Raw genomic sequence first — 14,759 nt, forward strand, 5'->3', positions numbered from 1 at the left:
GGAGATCGCCATGCGCATGGTGATCTGGCTGGTGCTGCTGTTCGTCGCCGCCGTGGTGGCGGCGCTCACGCTGGGCAACAACGACGGTCTCGCCAGCTTCTACTGGCGCGGCTGGCGGATGGACCTGTCGCTCAACCTGTTCCTGCTGCTGCTGGTGGCGGGCTGCTTTGCGCTGATGACGCTGATGCAGACGCTGGACGCGCTGCTGACGCTGCCCAAGCGCGCGCGCCTGTGGCGCATGGCCCAGCGCGAGCGCAGTGCCCAGATCGCCTTGCGCGAGGCGTGGGCGGAGTATTTCGGCGCGCGTTACAGCCGCGCGCAGAAGGCGGCGCAACGCGCGCTCGCCATCCAGGCGCAGACGCCCGACCTGGCGCAGGACGGCGCCTTCATGGCCCTGGCGCACCTGGTGGCGGCACAGAGCGCGCACCGGCTGCAGGACAGACGCAACCGCGACGAGCACCTCCGTCAGGCCCTGCAGGTGGCGGCGACGACGGCCGGTGCCCGCGTGCAGGAAGAGGGTGCGAGATTGCTGGCCGCCGAATGGGCGCTCGACGATCGCGACGCGCCGCGCGCGCTGGGGCTGCTGGGGGAACTCACGCCGGGTGTCGCGCGCCGCACGCAGGCGCTGCGGTTGAAGCTGCAGGGCAGCCGACTCGCGCACGAGCCGCTCGAGGCGCTGCGCACCGCGCGTCTGCTGGCCAAGCACCAGGGCTTTTCGAAGGCGGCAGCGCAGGGGCTGCTGCGCTCGCTCGCCTGCGAGGCGCTGGACACCGCGCGCGACATCGATCAACTGCGCGGCATCTGGCAGCAACTGGACGCGTCGGATCGGCGCGATGTGTTCGTGGCCTCGCGGGCCGCGAACTGCGCGGCCGGTCTCGGGGCGCCGGAGGACGGTCGGGGCTGGCTGCGGCCGTTCTGGGAATCGATCGCCGAGCAGGGCTCGGACGAACGCCAGGCGCTGGCCGAGGCGCTGGTGTTGTGCATGCCGGGCCTGGGGCCGGAGTGGCTGCAGCGGCTGGAGGGCGCCGTGCAGCGCTTCCCGCGCGACGGCATGATGGCGTTCGCGCTGGGCCACGCGTTGGCGGAACGGCAGTTGTGGGGCAAGGCGCGGCTGATGCTGGAGCAGGCCGCCGAGGACCGCGAACTGACGGTCAACGCGCGTCGCCGCAGTTGGCTGCGACTGGCCGAGATGGCGGATCAGGACGACGACGCGGAACGTCGCGCGCGTTGCTACGAAGCCGCCGCGCGCTTGGGCTGAGGGTTCGCATGGACCGCAGCCCGGTCGATGGAATGATTTTTCGCCGAGATACTTGCAGACCCTCAAAAACGCATGCTATAGTCGCAGTCTTTCAGCGGCTGTAGCTCAGTTGGATAGAGTACTTGGCTACGAACCAAGGGGTCGTGGGTTCGAATCCTGCCAGCCGCACCAGAAAAACTGCTGAATGTCCGGGTCACCGGAGATTCGGCAAGCAGAAGAAAAAGTAACAACAAAAACCTGGGATCGCTTCCACGACGGCGGTTCCTGATCAGTAAAAGTCGAGCGGCTGTAGCTCAGTTGGATAGAGTACTTGGCTACGAACCAAGGGGTCGTGGGTTCGAATCCTGCCAGCCGCACCAAATCGAAACGCCAGCGTTGCAAGACGCTGGCGTTTTTCTTTGCCCGACGCATTTTCGGATTTCCGCTGATTCCCCGTGAATCCATTCGCGAGACAGATTGACTGACCGCGGGGGATTATCTTGGGCGAATATCGTGCGCGCCAAATAACTCCTGCGGGAGATCGTTCTCGGTGACCGGGGGACCGGGCCGGGCTGGCGTGCGGGAGAGTTTCGGCGCCGGCATCGGCCACGCCAGTCCGTCCTGCATGAAGAAGTTGCGACGGGCCTGCTGATGGGTGTGCAGGGGCGCTTCAGCGGCGGTCAGCACCGGGGCGACGCAGGCGTCGCTTCCTTCGAATGCAGCCACCCAGTGCTCGAGCGGCTCCTGCTGGATCCGCGCGGCGACCGCGTCGCGCAACGCCGGCCAATGCGCGGGATCGTCCGGCGACGCCGCCGGGAGGCCAAGCCGCGCCATGAGTTGCTGCTGGAAGGGCGCTTCGATCGCCCCCAGCGACAGCCAGCGACCGTCCGCGCATTCGAAGCAATCGTAAAAATGCGAGCGATGCAGAAAGAGGTTGCGCGACGGATCGTCGTCCCACCGGCCACCGGCGCGCAGGGCCTGGATCAGGGTCCCCATGTAGCCGACGCCGTCGACGATCGCCGCGTCCACGACCTGCCCCCGCCCTGACTGGCGCGCCTCCCACAATGCGCACATCAGTCCGAAGAGCATCGTCAACGCGCCGCCGCCGATGTCGCCGAGCAGGGTGGCCGGTAGCGCGGGCGCCTGACCGGGACGCGCGGCGAAGGGCATCAGGCCGCTCAGCGCGACATAGTTGATGTCATGGCCGGCACGCTGCGCCATCGGCCCTGTCTGGCCCCAACCGGTGAGCCGGGCGTAAACCAGCCTGGGATAGGCCGCCAGCAGCGTGTCCGGGCCCAGTCCTAGCCTTTCCATCACGCCCGGGCGAAAGCCTTCGATCAGCGCGTCGGCGCCTGCGACGATCTCGCGCACCCGTGCCAACCCGGCGGTGGATTTCAGATCCGCCTGCACGACGGTCTTGCCGCGATTCAGCGTCGCGCCGCCACCGAGCCGGGTTTCGCCGCCCGGGCGCTCGACCACGGTCACCTCGGCACCGAAATCAGCCAGCACGAGCCCTGCGAAGGGCGCGGGGCCGATGCCGGCGAACTCGACGATTCGCAATCCGCTCAAGGGCCCGCTCGCGCCCGGGTCCGTGGTGTCGTTCATGCCGCGCCTTCCCTGGGGATGTGGAGTCGTCACACCATAGCGCGTTGGGACCGGATTCTCTGGACGGCTGGACGACGACACGATCAGGGCAGGCCCGGTGCGCGACACAATAGCCTCATGAGCAAGGCATTCACGAAGGAATCCGAGAGCGACGACGATGACGACGGCCCGTCGCTGCCCGCATTGCCGCAGGGCGCGCGCAACTACATGACGCCGGAGGGTTACGCCCGGCTGCGCGCCGAGTTCATGCAGCTGCTGGACGTCGAGCGCCCGAAGATCGTCGAGATCGTCTCCTGGGCCGCGAAGAACGGCGACCGCTCGGAGAACGGCGACTACCTCTATGGCAAGAAGCGGCTGCGCGAGATCGACCGCCGCCTGCGCTTCCTGACGAAGCGGTTGGACATCGCCGAGGTCGTCGACCCCAGCGCCCATCACGGCAGCGACCAGGTGTTCTTCGGCGCGACCGTGACCTACGCCAATTCGAAGGGCGAGGAGCGGACCATCACCATCAAGGGCATCGACGAGTCGGACAGCCTGGCGGGCGAGGTGAGCTGGGTGTCGCCGATCGCGCGCACGCTGCTGAAGGCGCGCGAGGGCGACGAGCTGCAGCTGGTGACGCCGGTCGGCGTGGAGCCCATCGAGGTCGTCGAGGTCCGCTACCCGACGCCCGCCAAGCCCGGCGCCTGATCAGGGCTTCACGCGCCACGCGCGCATCACGGCGCTCGAGCGCTTGAGCGTGCGCAGCGCGTCGGCCAGGTGCAGCCGGTCGCGCACCGCCAGCAGCAGCGTCATCTCTGCCGTCTCGCGCTGCTGGGAGTCGTCGCTCATCGCGATGTGGGTGATGTCGGCCTCGGCGCTGCTGACCGCGGTCGCGATCTGCGCCAGCACGCCCTTGCCGTTGCGCATCAGCACGCCGACCTCGGCTTCGAAGCTGCGGCTCAGTTCCTCGCCCCAGCCCACGGCGATCCAGTGCTCGCTGTCGCGCTGGAACAGGCGTCTTCCGACCGAGCACTCGGCCGTGTGCACCACCAGCCCCTCGCCGCGGCCGAGATAGCCCTTGATGTCGTCGCCGGGAATCGGCCGGCAGCAGGTGGCCAGCCGCACCGACGCGCCTTCGCTGCCGTCGATCAAGACCTGACCCTGGGCCGGTGCGTCATCGGTGGCGAAACGCCCCATCGTCAGCAGCACCGCGTCGGGCCGCTGCCCCTGGTCGGACAGCGTGCGCGCCAGCTTCTTCGCGACGATCGTCGCGATCTTGCGCCCCAGGCCGATCTCGACGAGGAGCTCGTCGACATGCCGGTTGCCCGCCCAGCGGGCCAGGTCCTGCCACAGCGCGGCGGCGGTCTCGTCCTCGGGCTGCAGGCTGGGCAGCGCCAGGCCTTCGGCGCGCAGCGCCTGGGCCAGCATCTTGTGGCCGAGCTCGCGGGATTCCTCCTGCTCCAGGTTCTTCAGGAAGTGCCGGATCTTGGAGCGCGCCCGGCCGGTGCGCACGAAACTCAGCCAGGCCGGATTCGGCCGCGCGCCGGCGGCGGTGACCACCTCGATCACGTCCCCGCTGCGCAGCTCGGTGCGCAGCGGCACGGGCTCGCCGTTGACCTTGGCGGCGACGCAATGGTCGCCCACGTCCGAGTGGATCGCGTAGGCGAAGTCCACCGGCGTCGCGCCCTTGGGCAGCGCCATGATCTTGGACTTCGGCGTGAACACGTAGACCGCGTCGGGGAACAGGTCGATCTTGACGTGCTCCAGGAATTCGGTCGCGTCGCGGGTCTCGTCCTGGATGTCCAGCAGCGACTGCAGCCAGCGCGATCCCAGTTGCTGCGCGCCCTTGGCGTCGCCCTTGCTCTTGTACAGCCAGTGCGCGGCCACGCCCTTCTCGGCGACCATGTGCATCGCCTCGGTCCGCATCTGGAATTCCACCGGCGTGCCGAGCGGGCTGACCAGCGTCGTGTGCAGCGACTGGTAGCCGTTGGGCTTGGGGATGGCGACGTAGTCCTTGAAGCGGCCCGGCTGCGGCTTGTAGAGCTGGTGCAGCACGCCCAGCGACCAGTAGCACTGCGGCAGGTCCTGCACGATGACGCGGAAGCCGAAGATGTCGCTGACCTGGGCGAAGCTCAGGTGCTTCTCTCTCATCTTCTTGTAGATGCTGAAGAGCGTCTTCTCGCGGCCCTGGATCTCGACGCGCAGGTTGGCCTCGGCGAAGGCTTTCTGCACGTCGCGCTCGATGCGCGACACCAGGTCGCGCCGGTGACCGCGCGCCTTCGTGACGGCCTTGGCCAGCGCGCCGTGGCGCCACGGGTGGATGTACTGGAACGACAGTTCCTGCAGTTCCCGGTAGATCTCGTTGAGGCCGAGCCGGTGGGCGATGGGGGCGTAGATGTCGAGCGTCTCGCGGGCGATGCGGCGTCGCTTGTCGAACGCCATGTGCTGCATCGTCCGCATGTTGTGCAGGCGGTCGGCCAGCTTGATCAGGATGACGCGGACGTCCCGCGCCATCGCCAGCAGCATCTTGCGGAAGCTTTCCGCCTGCGATTCCTCGCGGGTCGAGAACTGCAGCTTGTCCAGCTTGGTCAGGCCGTCGACCAGTTCCGCGGTCGGCGCCTCGAAGCGTTCGATCAGTTCGGTCTTGGTGACGCCGCAATCCTCCATCGCGTCGTGCATCAGCGCGGCCATGATGGCCTGCGCGTCCAGGCGCCAGTCGGCGCACAGGCCGGCGACGGCGATCGGATGGGTGATGTAGGGCTCGCCGCTGGCCCGGAACTGGCCCAGATGGGCCTCGTCCGCGAACTTGTAGGCCTCCCGGATGCGCTTGACGTCGGCCTTGGGGAGGTAGTGCAGGCGATCGACGAGCGCGTCGAACGAGGACGCCTCGGCGGCCGTGTCCGGCGTGGCCTTGGGGCCTGCCAGTCCGGTCAGACCTGGAATGTGAGCGGTTGCGAAGGAGCGGAGACCCATGCGGTGCAATTTAACCGATGGCGACAGGGGTTTCCGGTGAGTGGGCTTGCGGGCTCGAAGCTCCTTCCGGCACGGGATTAGGGGTTTATCCCTATCAAGAAAGTGCGAAAGGCGCGGACTGAAGCCTAAAGTCCGGAGATCGCCCGCCGATAAACCGATCATGCCCTGAAAGGGCGTTGGCCCGGGACGTGTCCCGGTCCCGGCATCCGCTGGCCGAAATGTGCGGACACCTCGCGGGAGGCTCGCCATGATTGCTGCCCTGAACAACTCGACAAATGTGAATGGACCCGGTGCAAGCACCGGGCAGTCGGCCCGCGTGCGCGAAGCCGATGTCTACGACCCCTCGACCGCTTCGCAGGCCGAGGCGTCCGCCGTGGTCAGCCTGTCACCGCAGGCGACGAGCCTGGCGGCTTCCGGCGCGGCGGCGCCGGCGCAAACGCCGTCCGCTCAAGTGCCGTCCGCTCAAACGCCGTCCGCTCAATCGGCGCCCGCTCAAGCGGCGTCGACTCAAACGGCCTCAGTTCAAGCTCCGACACGGGCACCGGCTCCGGCTCCGGCGCCTGCCGCCCCCACGACCGTGACGGCGCAGAGCACCTCCTTCCAGCCGTCGAATGCCCGCGCCGCCGTGGTGTCCACGGACGAGAAGTTCCCCGCGCCGATCAGCCTGGTGCCCAACCTGGTCTATGCCGAAGCCGATTCCGACCAGAACGGCGTGATCTCGCCGTCGGAACGTCGGGCCTACGACGTCCTCCACCCCACGCTGGGCCAGCGCCCGGCGGACGTGCCGCCCAAGCGCGTCGTCGAAGCCGAGTTGCGCGAGTACACCTCGATCGCGAACAACCAGTTCTGAACCCGGGCCCATCGCCCGATTGGGGGATCCGGGACGGACTCCCCCTTCCGAGGGCCCTCCTCAGTTGGGTATGCATCGCGCGTTGCAGCGCGCACAGTTGACTCCATCGCGGCTCCCGACGAGCTGCCTGTCGTTGAAGGAGTCAGCCATGCACTTCGCCGAAATCGAGACCGGGGACTACCGCATCTATGCCGGCGCGATCGAACGCCCGCGCCAGTTCGGCTATGTGGCGGCGGTCGTCGTGGTGCGGACGGGGCACAGCGAGGCGATGAACAAGCGCGAGGCCTTCCGTGACGAGAACCTGGCCGGCGGCTACGGCTGGGCGACGCCGGCGGAGGCGCTGCGCTTTGCCATCAACGCCGGCAAGGAAGCGGTGATGTGCCGGATCGGGATGTACGCATGAGCGCGGCCGGCCCGTTCGAGGACGGCCTGTCCGACGACTTTTCCGCCGACTTTTCCGACGCCCCCCTGTCCGACGACAGGCTGTTCGAAGATTTCTTTGCCACGCTGCCGCGGGTGGGGGCGATTGCCGGCCCGGTCTTCGTGGCTCAAGCGGCCCATCCCGTGCTTCGTCGCGTGAGAGCCTGCCCGCGCTTGGATCGTCACGGCGGGCCCGCTATCGTGCGGGCATGTCGACCCCGGTCCTCCCTGTCAGCCCCGTCGAGCCCCCGCACCCGGCCTGGCATGGTTTCGTCTCCTACCTGACGCCCCAGCGCGTCCTGCTGGCCCTGGCGCTGGCCACCGTCTTCGCGCTGGCGCTGCAACCGATCTTCATCACGCCGTTCCCGGTCCTGCTGGGGCGGACGATGTTCGTGGGCATGCTGGCGCTGCTGGCGTTCTCCGCGGCGGGGCAGTGGCCGCGCCGTCTGCCGCGCTGGTGGGCGCGCTGGCTGTTCCAGGTCGTCGTGGTGGCGGCGGCGGTGCCGCTGGCCACGTTGGCGGTCTACATGGTCGCCGTCGGCGGCGACTTTTCCAGCTTCGTCGAGTCCGAATCCCGGATGCTCGGCTTCCTCTGGATCGCGGGTTCGGGCCTGGTGGTCGGGCCGCTGCTGGCGATGGGCGCGCTCTACCGCCAGCGGGACGCCGAGGCCCGCAACCAGGCGCTCAGCTTCGAACTCGAACGGAGCGAGCTGGAGCGCCAGGCGCTGGACGCCCGGCTGCGACTGCTGCAAGCGCAGGTGGAGCCGCATTTCCTGTTCAACACGCTGGCCAATGTCCGCGCGCTGGTGGAGACCGGTTCGCCGCAAGCCGCACCGGTGCTGCGGAGCCTGATCGCCTACCTGCGTGCGGCGATGCCGCGACTGCAAGGCGATGCCACGACGCTGTCGGACGAGGTGGCGCTGGTCCGTGCCTACCTGGAGCTGATGCATCTGCGGATGCCGGACCGGCTGGACTACGTCGTCGAGCTGCCGCCGGAGCTCGGCGGCCTGCGCTTTCCGCCCATGGCCCTGCTGACGCTGGTCGAGAACGCCGTGCGCCACGGCATCGATCCGAGCGAGGAGGGCGGCCGCATCGAGGTCGGCGGCGCCCTGCACGACGGGCAGGTCCGGCTGTGGGTCAGCGATTCCGGTGTCGGCATGACGCAGAGCATGGGCAGCGGCACCGGGCTGCGCAACCTGCGCGAGCGGCTGACGCTGTTCTACGGCCTCGGCGCCACGCTGGCGCTCACCGAGAATCTGCCGCACGGCCTGTGCGCCGAACTGCGCTTCACACCGCAATGACATGAGCTTCTCCACCCACTCCGCCCACGCGCCGACGGCCCTGATCGCCGATGACGAACCGCTGCTCCGCGACAGCCTGCAGCGCAGTCTCGGCTTGCTGTGGCCGGAGTTGCGCGTCGTCGCGCAGGCGCGCAACGGACGCGAGGCGGTCGAGATGTTCGAAGTCCATCGGCCCGACATCGCCTTCCTCGACGTCCACATGCCGGGCCTGAACGGGATGGAAGCGGCGCGGCAGATCGCGCGGCAGGCGCAGGTGGTGTTCGTGACCGCCTTCGAGGACTATGCGCTGCAGGCCTTCGAGCGCGGCGCGATCGACTACCTGGTCAAACCGGTCGACGAGGTTCGCCTTGCCGACACGGTCGGGCGGCTCAAGGAGCGTCTGGCCGAATCGCCCCAGCGATCGCGCGCGGAGGGGAGTCAGGCGGCGCTCGAAGCCGTCATCGACGAACTCGCCCGGCGCATGGCCCGTCCGCCGGGCGCGCCCGCGCCGACGGCCGGCGGCTTGGCGACCGACACCGGACCGCTGCAATGGATCCGGGCCTCGGTCGGCTCGACGCTGAAGCTGATCCCGGTCGACGACATCCTGTTCCTGCGATCGGATGAGAAGTACACGCTGGTCGTCACCGCGGAGGGTGAGGCCCTCATCCGCACGCCGATCCGCGAGTTGATCGAGCGGCTCGACGCGCAGCGCTTCGTGCAGGTCCATCGCTCGGTCGTCGTGAACCTGCACGCGATCAGTCACGTCACGCGTGGTCCCAATGAAACGGCGGACCTCCACCTGAAGGCCCGCCCTGAAGTGCTGCCGGTCAGCCGCAGTTACCTGCACCTGTTCCGGCAGATGTGAGAAGGCCCGGCAGCGGAGACCGGCGTGGCCGGTCCCGCGGGGCTCAGCGCCCGGGTTGCGACTGTTCCAGCGGCTGCGGCGCGGCGGGCAGCGGCACCTGCTGCGCCTTGCCCTGCACGACGACGGGTTCCAGCTGCCACATCGGGGCGGCCACGTTGACCATCTGCACGACGGCCATCACGGCCACCGCGATGATCGCGACCATCAAGGCCGTGTGCATGGCGCCGTCGGAGAAACGGTGCAGCTCGTGCTCGTCGTTGGTCGATGGCCTGTGTCGCACCAAGGCGCGCCAGCCGTTCCACGCTTGAGAGAGTCGGGTGTCCATGGTCTCTGCTCCTCGTCGACAACCTGGAACAAGTCTAGGTGGCGGCCCGGAGCGCTTCCAGCGAGGCCGGACGTAAAAAAGCGCGGCTCAACCGCGCTTTTCCCCCATCCGTCGCACGGACGGTCCGGCGATCAACGTTGCAGCGCCTCGGTGCGGGTGTTCAGCCACGCCAGCGCCTCGCCGTCGACCAGTGGCGCCAGGCGGCGGCGCACCTCGGCGTGATACGCATTCAGCCATGCCAGTTCGTCTTCCGACAGCAAGGCCAGCGCGATGCAACGCGTGTCGATCGGGCACAGCGTCAGCGTCTCGAACGCCAACATCTCGCCGAACTGCCCCTTTTCGGGGGTGTCGAAGGCCACGTTCAGCACCAGGTTCTCGATTCGCACCCCCCATTGGCCGGGGCGATAGAGGCCGGGTTCGATCGACGTGATCATGCCGGGCTCCATGGCCATGTTCGCATCGGGCACGGCCTTGGAGATGCTCTGCGGGCCTTCATGAACGTTCATGAAGTAGCCGACGCCGTGGCCGGTCCCGTGGCCGTAGTCCAGGCCGTAGGCCCACAGCGGGGCGCGGGCGATGGCGTCGAGCATCGGGCTCAGCGTGCCGCGGGGGAACGCGGTGCGCGACAGCGCGATCGTGCCCTTGAGCACCAGCGTGTAGTCGCGCTTGTGGTCGTCGGTGATGGTGCCGATCGGCCAGACGCGGGTGATATCGGTCGTGCCGCCGAGGTACTGGCCGCCCGAGTCGATCAGCAGCAGGCCGTTGCCGTCGATCTGGGAGAAGGACTCCGGCACCGCGCGGTAATGCGGCATCGCGCCATTGGCGTTGAAGCCGGCGATCGTCGAGAACGACAGGCCGACGAAGCCGGGGCGCTTGGCGCGCTCGGCGGTCAGGCGTTCGTCGATGGTGAGTTCGGAGATCGCCTCGCCGCGTGCCATCGCCGCTTCGAACCAGGCGTAGAACGCGCACATCGCGGCGCCGTCCTGCTCCATCGCCTGACGGATGAACTGCGCTTCGGCGGCGTTCTTGCGGCTCTTCAGCAGGGTGCTGGGGTTGATGGCTTCGACGACGGTCGCCGACGCGGGCAGCGCCTCGCGCAGGCCGAGCGTGACGCGGCGCGGATCGATCAGCACCTTGGCATCCGCGGGCAGGGCGCCCAGCGAGGCGCGGGTGTCGGCATAAGGCGCAAGGCGCACGCCGTCGGCCGAGAGACGCTGCTCGAGGGCCGCGTCGATCTTGCCGGGTTGCACGAACAGCGTCGCGCCGTTCTTGTCGAGCAGCGCATGCGCCAGGAACACCGGGTTGTAGGTGACGTCCGAGCCGCGCAGGTTGAACAGCCAGGCGACGTCGTCGACGCTGGAGATCAGGTGGTGCGAGGCGCCGTGCCTGGCCATGCCTTCGCGGACCTGCTGGAGCTTGTCGGCGCGACTGACGGTGGCTTGCGGCGAGGCGTGTTCGTAGATGGGGGCGTCGGGCAGTCCGGGGCGGTCGTCCCAGGCCTGGTCGATCAGGTCGATGGCGGTGTTGATCAGCACGCCCTTGGCGCCGAGCGCGGCGCGCAGCTGCTGGGCCACTGCAAGGCCGAGCACCTGGCCGTCGACGACCAGGGTCTGGCCGTTCTGGAGCTTGTCCGCGATCCAGGTGATGTGCTGGCTGGAGGCGCCGGTGGGGATCTTGAAGAGGTTGATGCCGCTGTTGGCGAGTTCGCGTTCGGCCGAGGTCCAGTAGCGGCTGTCGGCGAAGAGTTGGGCGTCATCCAGCGTGACGACCAGCGTGCCCATCGACCCGGTGAACCCGGAGAAGACTTCGCGGGCTTGCCAGCGACGCGGCAGGTATTCGGAGAGATGTGGATCGGCCGAGGGGACGAGGATGGCGTGGGCGCCGGCGTTGCGCAGTGCGTCGCGCAATCTGGAGATGCGCAGCTTGATCTGGGAAAGGCGGGTATCCATGGCGGGCCTCGGCGGGTTGGCGAGCGGACCGTGGGTGACCGGATAGATCCCCCACTTCGAAGTCCCCGAATTGTAGGAGCGACCGCCCCGCCCCCTCCAACGAGCATGCGAGGTCGTTCCGGAGCGGGGCGACCAGGCCCCCTTGACGGAACTTAAGGAGGGAATTTGGCGGCCGTGGCGGCCGCCAAAGGAGGGAGATGGAGTCAAGGGGGCCTGGTTGCTCCGCGAGCGCTCGGTCCCTGAATTCAGAGCTCCGTCCGCAACGCCCACAGCTCGGGAAACAGCACGACGTCGAGCATCTTGCGCAGGTAGCTGACGCCGCCCGTCCCGCCGGTGCCTCGCTTGAAGCCGATGACGCGTTCCACGGTCGTGACGTGGCGGAACCGCCAAAGCCGGAAGGCGTCTTCGAGGTCGACGAGTTCCTCGCCCATCTGGTACAGGTCCCAGTGTGCTTTCGGATCGCGGTAGACCTCGAGCCACGCGGCCTTGACGCCGTCGTCGGCGGAGCGCGGCTGCGTCCAGTCGCGATCGAGCGCAGCGGCCGGCACGTCGATGCCGCGGCGCTTCAGCAGCCGCAGGACTTCGTCATACAGCGAGGGCGCTTCGTAAGCCGCCTGCACATCGGCCAGCAGATCGGCGCGATGCGCGTGCGGCTTGAGCATTGCGGCGTTCTTGTTGCCGAGCATGAACTCGATGCGCCGGTACTGCGCGCTCTGGAAGCCGCTGCTGTTGGAGAGGTAAGGCCGGATGGCCGAGTACTCCGGCGGCGTCATGGTGCTGAGCACGTCCCAGGCGTGGACGAGCTGCTCCATGATCCGCGACACCCGCGCCAGCATCTTGAAGGCCTCGGGCAACTGGTCCGAGGCCACGTGCGTCACCGCCCCATGCAGCTCGTGCAGCATCAGCTTCATCCACAGCTCCGAGGTCTGGTGCTGGATGATGAACAGCATCTCGTTGTGGTCGGGCGAGAGCGGGTGCTGCGCGCTCAGCACCTGATCCAGGCGCAGGTAGTCGCCGTAGCTCATGTCCTTGGAGAAATCGAGCTGCGCGCCCTCCTCGCGGACGATCGCCTCGCCGCCTTGCCCGACGGCTTGGTCGATGCTTTTCCCGACCCCTTGCGAGGCCTTGTCGCTCGCCTCAGCGGCGCCGGACCCAGACCCATGTCCCATCGGGCAACTCATGTCACCGCCGCCTTCTTGTTGAAGCGCGCCTCGCGCCATTCCTCGGTGGCCAGCACCTGATGCAGGTGCTCGACCGCATCCCACGCGTCGGTGTAGCCGATGTACAGCGGCGTGAAGCCGAAGCGCAGGATGTGCGGCACCTCGTCGAGGCGCGTCGGATCGCCCGCACGGAAGTCGCCGATCACGCCGCGCTCGATCAGCGCCTGCACGACCGCATAGCCGGTGGTCTCGTGCAGCGGCGCCCTCAGCGCCAGGCAGACCTGACTGCCGCGCTGCGCGGCGTCGCGCGGCGAGACGACGTCGATGCCTTGCCCGCCGCAGCGCTCTTCGGCCAGGCGCGCGAACAGCTCGGTCAAGGCGATCGACTTCTCGCGCAGCGCCGCCATGCCGCCGAAGGGCTCGGCCGCCAGCAGCGTGTCCACGCCGCACTCCAGCGCCGCCGTGGAGAGGATCGCCGGCGTGCCGCAGATGTAGCGCTTGATGCCAGGCGCGGGCGCGTAGTTCGACGTGAACTGGAACGGCGATGCGTGGCCCAGCCAGCCCGACAGCGGTTGCCAGAAGCGGTCCGCGTGGCGTGGATGCGCCCAGACGAAGGCGGGAGCGCCCGGACCACCGTTGAGGTACTTGTAGCCGCAGCCGATGGCGAAGTCCGCATCCGCGCCGTTCAGGTCGACCGGGATCGCGCCCGCCGAGTGCGCGAGGTCCCACACCGTCAGCGCGCCGGCCGCGTGGGCCGCGGCGGTCACCGCCTTCATGTCGTGCTTGCGGCCGGTGCGGTAGTTGACCTCGGTGAGCATCAGCACCGCGAGCCGATCGTTCAGCAGCGAAGGAATCTCATCGACGTGGTCGACCAGGTGGAGGGTCATGCCGAACTGCTCGGCGAGGCTTTCCGCGATGTAGAGGTCGGTCGGGAAGTTGCTGCGTTCCGAGACGACGACCGTGCGGCGATGGCCGCCCGTGTCGGTCTCCTCCGCCTTGACGATGCGCAGCGCCGCGCTCAGCACCTTGTAGAGGTTGAGCGAGGTCGAATCCGCGACGATGGTCTCGCCGGGTTTCGCGCCGATCAGGCGGCCGATCTTGTCGCCGATGCGCGTGGGCAAATCGATCCAGCCCGCGGTGTTCCAGCTCTTGATCAGGTCGCGGCCCCATTCCTCGGCGATGACCTGCTGCACGCGCGCGGCGGTGGCCTTGGGCATCGCGCCGAGCGAATTGCCGTCCAGGTAGAGCGTGCCCGCGGGCAGCGAGAACTGGTCCTTCAACGGCGCCAGCGGATCGGCGGCGTCCAGGGCCAGGCAGTCTTGTCTTGTCGTCATCGGCGTTCCAGGCAAGTGCGATGAAAGAAGGGAGGAAGGGAAGAAGGAAAAATCGGTGGAACGGAGAAGGGCTCGGCGATCGAAGCGTTCGGAGCGTTTGAAGCGATCAGAGCGATCGCAGCACCGCGCGCACCGGCGACGCGCAAGCGCCGGCCAGCTTCAGCGGCAGCGCGATCAGCTCGTAGTCGCCCTCGGGCACATCGTCGAGCACGAGGTTCTCCAGCACGCGCAGATCCAGGCGCAACAGCCGCTGATGGCTGTCCAGCGTCTTGCTGGTCGCGGGATCGACGCTCGGCGTGTCGAGTCCGATCAGTTTCACGCCGCGCGCGGCGAGCCACTCGACGGTTTCCGGCGCATAGGCGCTGAAGTCGGGATTCCAGACCGTGTCCGCGCGCTCGTTGCAGCGCACCAGCACGCGCGCCGGCATGTCCTGCCCGGCGTGTTCCAGATGCTCGATGCGGATCAGCGGTCCGCAGCCGATCGCATGGATCACGCGGCAGGGCCCGAGGTAGGGATCGAGCGCGACCTCCGCCGCGCTCGCGACGCCGTCGGCGTAATGCAAGGGCGCATCGGCATGCGCGCCCACGTGCGGCGACATCGTGATCGCGCTCAGGTTCACCGGACAGTCCGGCGACAGGCGGGCGGTCCACTTCAACGCGTAGGGCTCGTCGCCGGGAAAGATCGGCGCGTCGGGCGCCACCACCGGCGAGATGTCCCACAGCGATCGCCGAGGGGAAGGACTGGTTGACTTCATCTGCTGCTCCTGCCGGGCTTGCGGCACG

The 14,759-nt window shown here is 68.4% G+C and carries 13 protein-coding genes and 2 tRNA genes; 8 read left to right on the plus strand and 7 right to left on the minus strand.

Annotation, left to right across the window (positions count from 1 at the left end):
* Nucleotides 1–10: 10 nt before the first annotated feature.
* The 3 genes from ACQ4L4_RS01785 (at nucleotide 11) to ACQ4L4_RS01795 (ending at nucleotide 1,617) form a co-directional block, all read left to right on the plus strand.
* Nucleotides 11–1,258: a heme biosynthesis HemY N-terminal domain-containing protein gene (locus tag ACQ4L4_RS01785; protein WP_431102505.1), complete on the plus strand. Its 1,248-nt coding sequence runs from the start codon at nucleotides 11–13 to the stop codon at nucleotides 1,256–1,258.
* Nucleotides 1,259–1,352: 94 nt separating this feature from the next.
* A tRNA-Arg gene (locus tag ACQ4L4_RS01790) sits at nucleotides 1,353–1,429 on the plus strand.
* A gap of 111 nt (nucleotides 1,430–1,540) precedes the next feature.
* A tRNA-Arg gene (locus ACQ4L4_RS01795) sits at nucleotides 1,541–1,617 on the plus strand.
* A gap of 115 nt (nucleotides 1,618–1,732) precedes the next feature.
* Here ACQ4L4_RS01795 and ACQ4L4_RS01800 read toward each other — a convergent pair.
* Complete coding sequence (locus tag ACQ4L4_RS01800) at nucleotides 1,733–2,842, minus strand: CaiB/BaiF CoA transferase family protein (RefSeq protein ID WP_431102506.1); 1,110 nt, start codon at nucleotides 2,840–2,842, stop codon at nucleotides 1,733–1,735.
* A gap of 117 nt (nucleotides 2,843–2,959) precedes the next feature.
* Between ACQ4L4_RS01800 and greB the strand changes: the two genes are divergently transcribed.
* The gene (gene greB, locus ACQ4L4_RS01805; RefSeq protein WP_431102507.1) at nucleotides 2,960–3,529 is read left to right on the plus strand and encodes a transcription elongation factor GreB; all 570 of its coding nucleotides are present in this window, start codon (nucleotides 2,960–2,962) and stop codon (nucleotides 3,527–3,529) included.
* On the opposite strand, the gene ACQ4L4_RS01810 is transcribed toward greB, so the two are convergent.
* Nucleotides 3,530–5,794 (minus strand): RelA/SpoT family protein, encoded by a 2,265-nt coding sequence (locus ACQ4L4_RS01810; RefSeq protein WP_377156228.1) that lies wholly within the window; start codon nucleotides 5,792–5,794, stop codon nucleotides 3,530–3,532.
* Nucleotides 5,795–6,041: 247 nt separating this feature from the next.
* Here ACQ4L4_RS01810 and ACQ4L4_RS01815 point away from each other — a divergent pair, with 247 nt between their 5' ends.
* From ACQ4L4_RS01815 to ACQ4L4_RS01830, 4 genes are all read left to right on the plus strand, one after another.
* Entirely contained in the window at nucleotides 6,042–6,644 is a 603-nt protein-coding gene (locus ACQ4L4_RS01815; protein WP_431102508.1) for a hypothetical protein, read from the plus strand.
* 148 nt (nucleotides 6,645–6,792) lie between these two features.
* On the plus strand, nucleotides 6,793–7,047 hold the full coding sequence (locus ACQ4L4_RS01820) for a hypothetical protein (RefSeq protein WP_431102509.1): 255 nt from the start codon (nucleotides 6,793–6,795) through the stop codon (nucleotides 7,045–7,047).
* Between the two features lie 226 nt (nucleotides 7,048–7,273).
* Entirely contained in the window at nucleotides 7,274–8,365 is a 1,092-nt protein-coding gene (locus ACQ4L4_RS01825; protein ID WP_431102510.1) for a sensor histidine kinase, read from the plus strand.
* Between the two features lies 1 nt (nucleotide 8,366).
* Nucleotides 8,367–9,209 (plus strand): LytR/AlgR family response regulator transcription factor, encoded by an 843-nt coding sequence (locus ACQ4L4_RS01830; protein ID WP_431102511.1) that lies wholly within the window; start codon nucleotides 8,367–8,369, stop codon nucleotides 9,207–9,209.
* 43 nt (nucleotides 9,210–9,252) lie between these two features.
* Here the strand turns inward: ACQ4L4_RS01830 and ACQ4L4_RS01835 are convergent, their stop codons facing one another.
* The 5 genes from ACQ4L4_RS01835 to kynB all read right to left on the minus strand — a co-directional run bounded on the left by ACQ4L4_RS01835 (nucleotide 9,253) and on the right by kynB (nucleotide 14,731).
* Nucleotides 9,253–9,534, minus strand: coding sequence for a hypothetical protein (locus tag ACQ4L4_RS01835; RefSeq protein WP_431102512.1), 282 nt, complete (start codon nucleotides 9,532–9,534; stop codon nucleotides 9,253–9,255).
* Between the two features lie 131 nt (nucleotides 9,535–9,665).
* On the minus strand, nucleotides 9,666–11,483 hold the full coding sequence (locus ACQ4L4_RS01840; RefSeq protein WP_431102513.1) for an aminopeptidase P family protein: 1,818 nt from the start codon (nucleotides 11,481–11,483) through the stop codon (nucleotides 9,666–9,668).
* A gap of 245 nt (nucleotides 11,484–11,728) precedes the next feature.
* Nucleotides 11,729–12,652 (minus strand): tryptophan 2,3-dioxygenase, encoded by a 924-nt coding sequence (kynA, locus tag ACQ4L4_RS01845; RefSeq protein WP_431102514.1) that lies wholly within the window; start codon nucleotides 12,650–12,652, stop codon nucleotides 11,729–11,731.
* 8 nt (nucleotides 12,653–12,660) lie between these two features.
* On the minus strand, nucleotides 12,661–13,977 hold the full coding sequence (gene kynU / locus ACQ4L4_RS01850; RefSeq protein ID WP_431102515.1) for a kynureninase: 1,317 nt from the start codon (nucleotides 13,975–13,977) through the stop codon (nucleotides 12,661–12,663).
* A gap of 106 nt (nucleotides 13,978–14,083) precedes the next feature.
* Nucleotides 14,084–14,731 (minus strand): arylformamidase, encoded by a 648-nt coding sequence (gene kynB, locus ACQ4L4_RS01855; RefSeq protein ID WP_431102516.1) that lies wholly within the window; start codon nucleotides 14,729–14,731, stop codon nucleotides 14,084–14,086.
* Nucleotides 14,732–14,759: the final 28 nt, after the last annotated feature.

The sequence above is a fragment of the Roseateles noduli genome, from assembly GCF_050626985.1.
GTDB lineage: Bacteria > Pseudomonadota > Gammaproteobacteria > Burkholderiales > Burkholderiaceae_C > Roseateles > Roseateles noduli_A.